Here is a 12340-nt window from a genome sequence, read left to right as displayed (position 1 = left end):
CTACAATTTCTGAAGAAGATTATGAAACTGAAATAAGAAATTAAAATATACACCAAACATTCACATTCTATTAATAAGAAAACCGAACCTTCATTGAAGGTTCGGTTTTTATTTTGAATTATAAATGTTATTTTTAAACTTAAGAATTATTCTGATCTTCCAGTTCCTTCATTCTCTTTTTAATAAAATCAGCAGGTCTGATTCCGTTTTGCTCAAGAAATATATTAGAAAAGCTCTGTCTGTTGCTAAAACCTGCAGCTGATGCAATATGTTCTATAGAATATTTTCTCCATTCTTTATCCTGATAGATTTTTTGCGTTGCATAATTGATCCTTAAAGCGTTAATATAAGAATTGAAATTACTGCCTTTATATTCATTAATTACTTGCGAAAGGTAAGATGTATTGGTTTTAAATTGTTCTGCAAGCTTCTTAAGGGTAAGACCTTGCTCCAGATAACCCTGATTATTTTCAAACACCTGAATATCGTTTAAAAGCTTTTCTACAATACTGCTATCAAATTTGATATTTTTGTCTGCAGTATCTGTAACTTCTTTTATAGGTGTGGGAACAACTTCTGGTTGATTACTTGCTTCTTCAAGCTTAATCAAAAGATCATCATAGTTTTTCTGAATATTCTTCTGCTTTCTTATTCTGTAATACATAATCACCCCCAAAGCAGCAATTATAGCAAGGCAAATAAACAAAAGCAATTTACTGTAAGAATTGGTTTTTTCCAGATTTTCCTTTGTTTCCATGAGCATCTTCGTATCATACTCTTTATAAATTCTGGTAGAAAGATGCTTGAAATCTGAAGCGATAACGCTATCAACTTTTAAAAGCTGATTGGTATAATATAATTCTTCTTGATGGTTGCCATTTTTTTTAAAATATTCAATAAGCTCTTCATAATTACTTCGCAATTCAGGAAGAATGAATTTGTTTTTATTAAATATAGAATCTACTTTCTTATAATTATCAACTTCAAGATCTTGATTACCAAGGATTTCATAACTTTTACCTTTATAAAAATAAATATAAGAAGCCCAGCTGAAATCATTTACTTTTAGAAGTTCAGGCAATGCTTGATCAAAATATTTAATGGCCTGCGTATAATTTTTATTCTTGAACTCAGAAACTCCTAAGCTTTTTTGAAAATAACTTTTTTCTAAATAAAAATCTTTTGTTTGAGGAATTTTTTTGGCAGCTTCATCCAGCATTTTTTTCGCCTCTTGGTTCTTACCGAGCGCCTGATAACAAATAATTGCCTGATGTAAAGAGTTTAAATATCCTTTTGTATTATTAAAAACTGTGTTATCGTGTATATCACCATCAATTTTTGTTTCGAAAAAAGCTATGCATTCCTCAAAAATTTTCAATGCTTCATCATGATAGCCCAAATAACTTTTAACAACTCCGATATGGTAAATATTCTGATATTTTAAAAATTCGTTTTTTGAATCCTTTAAATATTCATAAGCTTTTAAATATTCTTCTAAAGCGAACTGAAATTTGCGCTGATTAAAATAATAAATTGCTCCTTTACTTAAATATCCGTCACCTATAAGATCATTATTCTCTGAATTTTTGGCTGCCACAATTGCACTATCTGCATATGCTATTTTTTTGTTTTCCGAATATAATATTCCGTCTTTGTATGCCTGAAATAATTCAGAATAATTTTTTTCGGATTTTGCTCTTTTTATATATTGATTAATATACACAAAAGCTCGAGGATCATTTTCTTCATATACCCAATATTTTTCTCTGAGATTTGAATAAAAATCCTGTGAATATAGTATAGCCGCAAACAGACAGCCTAAAATGGTAAAAATTCTTTTTATCATCAGATATTTCCCGATAAATTTTATTCAAAAATACACAAAAAGTATTTATGATAAGCTATTTTGCAGTAAGGAGTTTATTAAATTAAATTAAAAGCTAGTAAAAAATCGTAATCATATGAGTGTAAAAATTTATAAATCAAACCTGCATATATTTGCATCGTATATATGTTTTTGAGTAATTTCGAGAATCTAAATTAAGAAATAAATTAAAATCATTAATCCTAGAATAAAATGAAATTAAAATTAACAACCTTCAGCTTAATGTTAATTGGGCTTGCAAGTATTGCCTGTAGGCAGGGTGAAGAAACTTTCGATCAAGAGGAGCAGGTTTCTTTACACGAGGATGAAAATCAGATGAATGCTAAAGATTCTACTGGATCTGGATTTGAAAATAATGATCCTCCAAAAAATGGTACTCATTGGAAAACAACCGCTGAGGATACTATAAAAATCATTACTCCGAAAAGTTTTATTGGAGGTGCATTAGATTCAAATTCTTCCGGGAGTACAATAATTGATGATACCCAACCTCAGGATCCACCAAAAAACGGTACACACTGGAGAGCAAGATAATCAATAAAATAAGAAAAACCTGTTGACAAATGTCAACAGGTTTTATATTTTCATTTAAGCAGATCAAGCTCAAGAAGATTATTATTTTTTGCATTATCTGCCTTTGCATTTCTCTCCCGCTCCCTCATAATCTTTTCAATATCCAGCTGTTTTCCGCTTTCATCTACAATTATCATTTTCGTGCTTCCAGACATCATTTGTCGCATACCTTTCGTAGGATTTTCTCTGCTATCAATAAACTGTTTTTTATACTTCTCCTGGTCAATCGAAATAATATTTCCAAATACCTTCTTTTCAGAATCACTTACCCATTCCTGATCAGGTCTTAGTTTTTTAACTTCTTTTAAAACAAATGAATGGCTTTTTGTTTTATCCTCCAGTTTAATAATTATTCCTGGTAAACCATTAAACTTATACGGTCCATCCTGAATCGGGATGTTCGGAGTAAACCATGCTGTCCAGACCCTGGCTGCAAAATGACAAACAGCTTTCTGGGTACTGAATTCCCCGATTTTTTCTTTTTCGGACAAAATCCTCCACTCCAATTTCCTGTTATCAGAAACTTTATATTTATTCATATCAAGATTATTGTAAAAAGTGACATTGTATTCCGGATATGATTTTTCAACTACAAACGATACCTGCCCATAATCTATTCCTGTAAAATCCCTTGTCTGCTTTTTTATTCTATCCTGATGTATAGAATCTGCAATGCTTTTTTTATGGCTGTAAAACTTTGAGCCTTTCTTTGCAATATCAAGTAACATTATTTCTGAAGTCACTTCATTTTTTTGGGTAGAATCACTTATGAATCTATATTCGTATACAAAACGTTGATTTTGTCCCCACAAAACTGTTGTTATAATGAGAGCAAATATTGTATTAAAGGTTTTCATTCAAAAAGGTTTAGTTATTTTATGAGATCTAATTCAAGGATATTGTTGTTCTTAAGATATGCTTCTTTTTTTCTTTTTTCTATATCTTTCATCATCTTATTGGAGTCTTGTACATTGCCTGAAGCATCTTTGAACTCAACCGTTCCGCCGTTGGCTAAAAGATTTCTTATTCCTTTATTAGGATCAGCCCGATCATCAAGGTAAGCCTTTTATATTTCTCTTCATTTAGATTTTTTTACTAAAATATATCTTTTTACCGAATCGGGCAATATTTAAAGTTTTCTATTGAATAATTTTTGATTTTATGATCATAATAACACAAAAAACCTCTCGAAGTGAGAGGCTTTAATTATTTATATTTCAAAAAGTTACAGTAATAATGTTAAAGGACTTTCTAAATACGTTTTTAAAGTTTGTAAGAACTGAGCTCCAGTCGCTCCGTCTACCACTCTGTGGTCACAAGCTAATGAAAGCTTCATGATATTTCCAACTACGATTTGTCCGTTCTTAACGATTGGTTTCTCGATAATTGCACCTACAGAAAGGATTGCAGAGTTTGGTTGGTTGATAATACTTGTGAACGTTTCAATTCCGAACATACCCAAGTTTGAAATTGAGAATGTAGAACCTTCCATTTCGTTTGCTTTAAGACCTTTAGATTTAGCTCTTCCAGCCATATCTTTTACAGCAGCAGAAATCTGAGTATAGTTCATCTGATCTGTATTCTTAAGCACAGGAACAACCAATCCGTCAGGAATTGCAACCGCTACACCGATATTAATGTTTCCTCTATGAATGATTTTATCACCTGCCCAGCTTGAATTTACCTGCGGGTGTTTTCTCAAAGCAACAGCAGTCGCCTTAATAATCATATCATTGAAAGAAATTTTAGTATCAGGTAATGAATTGATTTCTTTTCTAGCCTCAATCGCCTTATCCATGTTGATTTCAACCATCAGATAATAGTGAGGCGCAGAGAATTTACTTTCAGAAAGACGTTTAGCGATAATATTTCTTACCTGGGAATTCTGAGATTCTGTATCTTCTCCCTGAACGAAACTTAATGCAACCTGAGCAGCAGCAGAACTTGCAGCCGGAGCTGAAGATGCTGGTTTTGCAGAAGGCTGATAATTTTCAATATCTTTTTTAACGATTCTTCCGTTTTCTCCTGAACCTTGTACAGAATTAATATCAACGCCTTTATCCTGAGCCATTTTTTTAGCTAATGGAGAAATTGCAACTCTGTCTGAAGATGAAGTATTTGCTGCCGGAGCCGCTTTCTCTTCTGTTTTAGCTTCAGATTTTTGTTCAGCGGGCTTGTCAGAAGATTTAGCAGCAGCTTTTGGAGCACCAACCGCAGAAACATCAGTTCCTTCAGGTCCGATAATTGCCAAAACGGTATCTACAGGGGCAGCTCCGCCTTCTTCAACACCTTGCTTTAATAAAATTCCATTAAATTCAGATTCAAAGTCCTGAACAGCTTTGTCGGTTTCGATTTCAGCAAGAAGATCACCTTCTTTTACCGTATCACCAACATTTTTATGCCATTTAGCAACTTTACCTTCCGTCATTGTATCAGAAAGACGAGGCATTGTAATCACTTCTACTCCAGCCGGAACTTCCGCAGAAGTTTCTTCAGCTGCAGTATCATTTGATTCTGCTTTTGGTTCTTCTTTTTTGTCTTCAGAAGCAGCACTCGGAGCAGCTGCTCCGCCTGTTAATCCTGAAATATCTTCTCCTTCATTTCCGATAATCGCCAAAACTAAATCTACTGCAGCAGCTGAACCTTCTTCAACGCCAACATATAAAAGTGTTCCTTCAACTTCAGATTCAAAATCCTGTACTGCTTTATCAGTTTCGATTTCGGCTAAAATATCTCCTTCTTTTACCTTATCTCCTACTTTTTTATGCCATTTAGCCACTTTTCCTTCCGTCATTGTATCGGAAAGACGTGGCATTGTAATCACTTCTGCCATAATATATATTGATTTGAGATTTGAGATTCGAGATTTGAGATTAGGGAAACTCAAATTCAAATGCCAAATTAATTATTAATTATTATTTTTTAGTTTTCTAATTTATCTAAGAATGGATAATCTTCCTGAGCGTAAACGTATTCGTAAACTTTTTCAGCATCCGGATATGGAGAATTTTCCATAAACTCGATACATTCTTCTACGAAATCTCTCGATTTGTTATCAGCAGCTTCCAATTCTTCTTCAGTTGCCCAATTATTAGCCAAAATTCTTGCTTTGATCAATTCAATCGGATCATCGTTTTTAGCAATTGAAACCTCTTCTTTAGATCTGTACGGTTCAGCATCAGACATTGAGTGACCTCTAAAACGGTAAGTTCTAGCTTCAATGAAAGTAGGTCCATCTCCTCTTCTTGCTCTTTCAATAGCTTCGTAAGCAGCTTCAGCTACTTTCTCAGGATCCATTGCATCTACTGCAAGACAAGGCATTTCGTAGCCTAAACCTAGTTTGTAAATATCTTCGTGGTTAGCTGTTCTTTTTACAGAAGTTCCCATTGCGTACTGATTGTTTTCAACCACAAAGATTACAGGAAGCTTCCAGTTCATTGCCATGTTGAAAGTTTCGTGAAGAGAACCTTGTCTTGCAGCACCGTCTCCGAAGAAACAAATATTTACTGCTTTTCTGTCAAAATATTTATCTGCGAAAGCAATACCTGCTCCCAATGGAATTTGTCCTCCAACAATACCATGACCTCCGTAGAAACGGTGTTCTTTGCTGAAAATGTGCATAGATCCACCCATACCTCCGGATGTACCTGTCGCTTTACCACAAAGTTCAGCCATGATTCTTTTAGGATCTACCCCCATCGCCATTGGATGAATGTGACATCTGTATGCAGTAATCATACTGTCTTTTGTTAAATCCATTGCATGCGTAAAACCAGCAGGAATAGCTTCCTGGCCGTTGTACAAATGTAAAAAACCTCTGATTTTTTGTTTTAGATAAAGAGAACGGCATTTGTCTTCAAACCTTCTCCACATTGTCATATCTTCATACCACTTCAGGTATACCTCTTTAGAAAATTCTTTCATGTGCGAGCTTCTTGCTTATTTATTATGAAATAGTTGAGCAAAAATATAAAAAAAACTTCGTTTTTATTATATGCGCAGCAATAGTTTTTTTACTTATAATGTTATATTTACATTTCAAACTAATTTATGGAAGAAAAAAAGACCTCGTTACTGCATATTATCTCAAGAATTATCTCAGATTTTTTTAATCCATTAGTTTCTCTGTTTATTTATTTCGTGTATTTCAGTATTCAGAATTATACTTTAAAAGATGCAATTACTCATTTTTTGCCGATTCTTTTGATCACCATTCTTCCTATCATTATTTGGATTGTCTGGAATGTAAAAACGGGACGATATACCAATATGGATGTTTCCAACAGAGTTCAGAGGAAAACACTATATATTTTCATAGCGGTCTGTATTATTTCATATTTACTATTTAATTATATCAAACACGGTTTCATAGATTTTGTAATGCTGTTTATTCTGATTCTTCTATTCGCTTTGCAGTTTAGTAATTTATATATTAAAAGCTCGATGCACACAGCATTTAATGTTTTTGTGGCAGCTTTATTTTTTGCTTTTGACATAAAAATAGGTTTTGTTTGGCTTGCAATTGCAATTTTAGTGGGAATTACGAGAGTGATTTTAAAAAGACACACCATAAAAGAGGTATTTATGGGAGCCGGAATCGCTTTTTTAATATCTTTTATTTATCTTTATTGCAACAATAAGTATCAGCGTAACGATATACCCACTGAGGTTATTCCTGTGGAGACTACTATTAAGTAAAAAATGCGTTACTTTTTATTTATAAAATTTAAATTCAAATATGAAAATAAATCATCTTACTTCTGCCGAAGAAAACCTAATGAAATTGTTTTGGAAGCTGGAAAACTTTTATTTAAAAGATGTGATGGAACAACATCCGGAACCGAAACCCCATCAAAATACCGTATCAACCTATTTAAAAATATTGGTTGAGAAAGGTTATTTATCTACAGAAAAAGAAGGAAGAATTTTCAAATATTCTGTCATTGTGCCTTTTGAAGAATACAAAAAGTTTTTACTGAAAGAACTTTCACAGCAGTTTTTCAATAATTCAGGAAAAGAGATTTTGGAATTTTTGTTTAATGAAAATTTAATCTCACAAAAAGATCTTCAGTCTTATTTCGACCTGAAAATCGAGATGAAACCTGTGAAGACTAAAGAACCGAAGCTAGAATATGCTGAAGAAATTCTAAATCCTAAGAAAGATAAAAAAGGAAAGGATAAGAAAAAGAAGAAGAAAAAGAGTGAGAATTAGTTTTTAGAGAAATAAAATCTAAAATCTTCAGAGCTCATCAATTTCAAAAATAAAGACATAAAAAAAGCGGCTTAAAAGCCGCTTCATTTTTTTACCAACGATTTCCACCGCCGTTATTTCCTCCACGGTTGTTGTTACCGTAACCACCACCGTTTCCACCACGGTTGTTACCATAACTTCCACCACCGCTTCTGTTATTATCAAAACTTCTTCTTGGTTTTTCTTCTCTTGGCTTAGCCTCAGATACGTTAAGAATTTTACCGTTGAATTCTTTTTGGTTAAGTGCTTCAACAGCTTGTTGTCCTTCTTCGTCTCCCATTTCGATGAAACCAAAACCTCTAGAACGGCCCGTTTCTCTGTCTGTTACAATTTTAGCTGATGCTACATCGCCAAATTCTGCAAATAAGTCGTGCAACTCATATTCTTTAGTTGCGTAATTGATGTTTGAAACAAAAATGTTCATTTTAAAAAAAATTAAATAATTAATATAAGTTTGGTATATAAAAGAAAAGCAACATAATAAATGAACATGATATTGATTCCAAATATAAACAGGTGCAAGATACAATTAAAAATTTCAAATCAAAACTTTTTAATGATTTAATTAAAACCATTTCAAAATTATTAACATAAATGTTAAACTATCACTAATTTTTTAATGGCCAACTGTTTGAAAAGATTATTTTAAAAAGCTAAATTTGTATTGGAAAATAGTACAAAACATGAATTATCATACAAGAAAATGGGTAAAACCGGAAGACTTAAATCCTAATCAATCACTTTTCGGAGGCCGTCTTTTACAATGGATTGATGAAGAAGCTGCTTTATACGCTGTTATTCAGCTTGAAAATAAAAAAATCGTTACCAAATTTATATCAGAAATCAACTTTGTAAGCTCAGCAAAACAGGGCGACATTATCGAAATCGGAATTGAAGTGACAAAATTCGGTTCTACGTCACTTACTCTCGCTTGTCAGGTTCGAAATAAAATGACGCATCAGACGATTATTACTGTCGACAGAATTGTAATGGTAAATCTTGATGAAGACGGAAATCCTGCTCCACACGGAAAAACTCAGGTTGAATTTGTGAAAGACAGGCTTAAACCTAAAGATGAGCTATGAAGATTTTCATAAAAAATATGGTTTGCGCAAGATGTATTTCTGCTGTTTCAAATATTTTTGATGAATTTAATATTAAGATAAACTCCATTAATCTTGGCGAAGTAGAAACCGAATCTGAAATTTCAAAAAAAACCATTCAGCTTATTGAAAATCGCCTTTTGGAAACAGGCTTTGAAAGAATAAAAGATACTGCCCATCAATTGGTTGATAAAATCAAAAATCTTATTATTATTAAAATCGGGAAGCTCGATATTGACGAAAATTTTCTTTTGTCAAAATTTCTAAGTTCCGAATTACACAAAGATTACAGTGCGCTTTCGAAAACCTTTTCGCAAAACGAAAATATCACAGTAGAACAGTTTTACATTCTTCAAAAAATTGAAAAAGTGAAAGAACTACTGCTTTATAATGAATTTAATCTGACGGAAATCGCCGGAAAATTAGGCTATAAAAGTGTTCAGCATTTATCATCACAGTTCCGAACGATTACAGGTTTCACTCCTACCGAATTTAAAAAACTGAAAGTTCACACCAGAAAACCTCTTGATAAAGTTTGAGTGTTTGAGTGTTTGAGAGTTGTAGCGTAAAATAACACATTCACAAATCCAATTTTAGTGACCCTAAAACACTCCAAATCACCCACTTCCCCAACCCAACAACCTCCACAATATTGTAAACATTATCCTTAAATTTATAACAGCGTACAAAATCCTTTTCGGAAATTTGTCATATAAATTTAGAATCATGCACAATCAATATAAAGTTTTAGGAATGACCTGTTCAGGTTGTCAGAAAAAAATTTCAGAAAAACTGAATAGTTTAGATGGAATTTCCGCCAATGTCAACCTTGAAAACAGCACCGTTGAAATTCATTCAGATAAAGAGATTAATTTAACGAAAATCAATCAATCACTTTCTGAGATTGGAAATTACAAGCTTGAAGATCTTAAAAAAGCTGATCATACTTTTGTAAAACCACAGGATCGCGTTTCTCCTTCCTCGGTTTATTATTGTCCGATGGAATGTGAAGGTGATAAAGTGTATTTCCAGCAGGGAAAAAGATGTCCAACCTGTAATATGTTCTTGGTTCCGATCGAGGAAAAATTAGCAAAAGATCCGAATTATAAGCCAACTTATTCTTCTACCAACCTTCCCGAAAACTTTAAAGACAATATCGGAAAATATTACTGTCCTATGTTTTGTGAAGACGACAAAGTGTATAACGAAAAAACAGATTGCCCGGTCTGTCATATGCATTTGGAAGAAATAACAGAGGATTTGGTTAAAAATTCTGGGTCACATTCCCATCATCACAATCATCAACAAGAGGCGCCGAAAGTCACCGATGATAAGGCGGGAAGATACTATTGCCCGATGTTTTGTGAGGGAGACAAAACGTATGACAGTAACGTTGGTTGCCCTGTTTGCGGTATGGATTTGGTAAAATATCCCGAAAAAGGTGAAGAAGAAACTGATGACACCTATCATATTTTAAAAAGAAAATTCATTATTTCTTTAGCTTTTACAATTCCGGTTTTTATCTTGTCAATGGGCGGAATGTTTATTGATTTTCCATTCTCACATCATACTCAGGGTATTTTCGAATTAATTCTTACGCTTCCTATTTTATTCTATTCCGGATGGTTTTTGATGAAAAGAGGCTGGGTTTCATTTAAAACCTGGAACTTAAATATGTTTAGCCTAATTGCTTTGGGCGTAGCTGCAGCATTTATTTTCAGTGTTATTGCTTTGGCTTTTCCCGATTTGCTTCCACATGAAATCCGGGGACACAATCATGAAATTCCACTTTATTTTGAAGCCGTTTGTGTGATTATGACTTTGGTTATTCTAGGTCAGTTAATGGAAGCTTTAGCTCACAAAAAAACAGGAAATGCCATTAAAGAACTGATGAATCTTTCTCCTGATGAAGCCAATTTAATGGTTAATAATGAAGAAAAAAAAGTTCCGCTTTCCGAAGTGAAAATTGGAGATTTATTAAAAGTAAAACCAGGCGAAAAAATTCCTGTTGACGGAAAAATTATTGAAGGAAATTCTGTCGTTGATGAAAGCATGATTACCGGTGAACCCATTCCTGTTGAAAAAAATATTGACGACCAGGTAACTTCCGGAACAATCAATGGAAATCAGGTTTTCATCATGAAAGCTGAAAAAGTGGGTGATAAAACTTTGCTTTCCAAGATTATTAAAATGGTAAACGATGCAAGCAGAAGTCGTGCTCCTATTCAGAAACTGACCGATAAAGTGGCAAAAGTTTTTGTTCCGGCTGTTATTTTTATTGCGGTAATTACGTTTATTCTATGGCAGATTCTTGGTCCTGAAGGTCAGAAAACCTTGTTTGCTTTCGTAAATGCGGTTGCAGTTTTAATTGTTGCCTGTCCATGTGCTTTAGGTTTGGCAACCCCAATGTCTTTGATGGTTGGAATCGGTAAAGGTGCTAAAAACGGAATTCTGATTAAAAATGCTGAAGCCCTTGAATTGATGAATCAAGTAAATGTTTTAATCACCGATAAAACAGGAACTTTAACCGAAGGGAAGCCGTCTTTGGAATACATTCAAACCATCAATCAATCTGATCAGGATTTAATTTTAAAATTAGCCTATTCATTGAACCAAAACTCAGAGCATCCCTTGTCGAGTGCCGTTATTCAAAAAGCAAAATACCAAAATATATCTGCTGAAAAAGTCGAAAAGTTTGAAAACATTTCAGGAAAAGGCGTAAAAGGAATTGTTGATGGAAAAAAGGTGTATTTAGGAAATGAAAATCTTTTAGTTACCTATAAAATTCAGATTCCTGAAGATTTAAAACTAAAAGCTACAGAAATACAGTTGAAAGCTCACACTATTTCATACATCGCTCAGGAAAATGAGGTTTTAGGATTTCTAAGTTTTACCGATAAAATCAAGGAGAGTTCGAAAAAAGCTGTCCAGCATTTATTAAATGAAGGAATTGATGTCATCATGATGACCGGAGACAACGAAAATACTGCAAAAGCTGTTGCAGATGAACTGGGCATCAAGCATTTCAAAGCCAACTGTCTTCCTGAAGACAAATTAAATGAAGTTAAAAAGCTTCAACAGCAAGGAAAAATTGTAGCTATGACCGGTGACGGAATCAACGATTCTCCCGCTCTTGCACAGGCAAACATTGGTATTGCAATGGGAACAGGAACCGATGTCGCCATTGAAACGGCAGAAATCACGTTACTAAAAGGAGACATTTTAGGAATTGCAAAAGCAAAAATTTTAAGTGAAAAATTATTGAGAAACATCAAAGAAAATCTATTCTTTGCATTTATATACAATGTCTTGGGAATTCCGATTGCGGCAGGATTGTTGTATGCGTTTTTTGGTATTCTTTTATCACCAATGATTGCAGCGGCTGCAATGAGCTTCAGCTCTCTGTCGGTGATTTTAAATTCATTGAGATTGAATTCTGTGGATTTGGAAATAAAATAATTAAACTCTCACAGAATTTTGCTGATAGCACAGATTATTTTTAGTTTAATGACTATTTAAATCGGCTCA

At 33.5% G+C, this 12340-nt stretch carries 11 protein-coding genes; 6 read left to right on the top strand and 5 right to left on the bottom strand.

Annotation, left to right across the window (positions count from 1 at the left end; all coding sequences use genetic code 11):
* Nucleotides 1-139 precede the first annotated feature (139 nt).
* A complete protein-coding gene (locus BM371_RS03900) occupies nt 140-1846 on the bottom strand; it encodes a helix-turn-helix domain-containing protein (RefSeq protein WP_051882762.1) in 1707 nt (568 codons plus the stop codon).
* A 231-nt stretch (nt 1847-2077) separates the two neighbouring features.
* Between BM371_RS03900 and BM371_RS03895 the strand changes: the two genes are divergently transcribed.
* Entirely contained in the window at nt 2078-2419 is a 342-nt protein-coding gene (locus tag BM371_RS03895; RefSeq protein ID WP_034676071.1) for a hypothetical protein, read from the top strand.
* Between the two features lie 50 nt (nt 2420-2469).
* Here BM371_RS03895 and BM371_RS03890 read toward each other — a convergent pair whose 3' ends face one another.
* The 3 genes from BM371_RS03890 to pdhA all read right to left on the bottom strand — a co-directional run bounded on the left by BM371_RS03890 (nt 2470) and on the right by pdhA (nt 6382).
* On the bottom strand, nt 2470-3315 hold the full coding sequence (locus tag BM371_RS03890; RefSeq protein WP_034676068.1) for a GLPGLI family protein: 846 nt from the start codon (nt 3313-3315) through the stop codon (nt 2470-2472).
* A gap of 368 nt (nt 3316-3683) precedes the next feature.
* Entirely contained in the window at nt 3684-5291 is a 1608-nt protein-coding gene (locus tag BM371_RS03885) for a pyruvate dehydrogenase complex dihydrolipoamide acetyltransferase (RefSeq protein WP_034676065.1), read from the bottom strand.
* 89 nt (nt 5292-5380) lie between these two features.
* The gene (gene pdhA / locus BM371_RS03880) at nt 5381-6382 is read right to left on the bottom strand and encodes a pyruvate dehydrogenase (acetyl-transferring) E1 component subunit alpha (protein WP_034676062.1); all 1002 of its coding nucleotides are present in this window, start codon (nt 6380-6382) and stop codon (nt 5381-5383) included.
* Nucleotides 6383-6508: 126 nt separating this feature from the next.
* On the opposite strand from pdhA, the gene BM371_RS03875 reads away from it, so the two are divergent.
* On the top strand, nt 6509-7156 hold the full coding sequence (locus tag BM371_RS03875; protein ID WP_051882760.1) for a phosphatase PAP2 family protein: 648 nt from the start codon (nt 6509-6511) through the stop codon (nt 7154-7156).
* A gap of 40 nt (nt 7157-7196) precedes the next feature.
* Nucleotides 7197-7670: a BlaI/MecI/CopY family transcriptional regulator gene (locus tag BM371_RS03870; RefSeq protein WP_034676059.1), complete on the top strand. Its 474-nt coding sequence runs from the start codon at nt 7197-7199 to the stop codon at nt 7668-7670.
* Between the two features lie 91 nt (nt 7671-7761).
* On the opposite strand, the gene BM371_RS03865 is transcribed toward BM371_RS03870, so the two are convergent.
* Nucleotides 7762-8133: an RNA recognition motif domain-containing protein gene (locus tag BM371_RS03865; RefSeq protein ID WP_034676057.1), complete on the bottom strand. Its 372-nt coding sequence runs from the start codon at nt 8131-8133 to the stop codon at nt 7762-7764.
* Nucleotides 8134-8392: 259 nt separating this feature from the next.
* On the opposite strand from BM371_RS03865, the gene BM371_RS03860 reads away from it, so the two are divergent.
* From BM371_RS03860 to BM371_RS03850, 3 genes are all read left to right on the top strand, one after another.
* Entirely contained in the window at nt 8393-8794 is a 402-nt protein-coding gene (locus BM371_RS03860; RefSeq protein ID WP_034676055.1) for an acyl-CoA thioesterase, read from the top strand.
* Nucleotides 8791-9351, top strand: a complete 561-nt coding sequence (locus BM371_RS03855; RefSeq protein ID WP_034676053.1) for a helix-turn-helix domain-containing protein — start codon at nt 8791-8793, stop codon at nt 9349-9351. Before BM371_RS03860 ends, BM371_RS03855 begins: the two co-directional genes overlap by 4 nt.
* Nucleotides 9352-9538: 187 nt before the next feature.
* Nucleotides 9539-12271, top strand: coding sequence for a heavy metal translocating P-type ATPase (locus BM371_RS03850; protein ID WP_034676051.1), 2733 nt, complete (start codon nt 9539-9541; stop codon nt 12269-12271).
* Nucleotides 12272-12340: the final 69 nt, after the last annotated feature.

Source organism: Chryseobacterium formosense (assembly GCF_900116415.1).
GTDB classification, from domain to species: domain Bacteria; phylum Bacteroidota; class Bacteroidia; order Flavobacteriales; family Weeksellaceae; genus Chryseobacterium; species Chryseobacterium formosense.
Note: the sequence above shows the minus strand (reverse complement) of the source record. Positions and strands in the feature narration are given on the sequence as shown.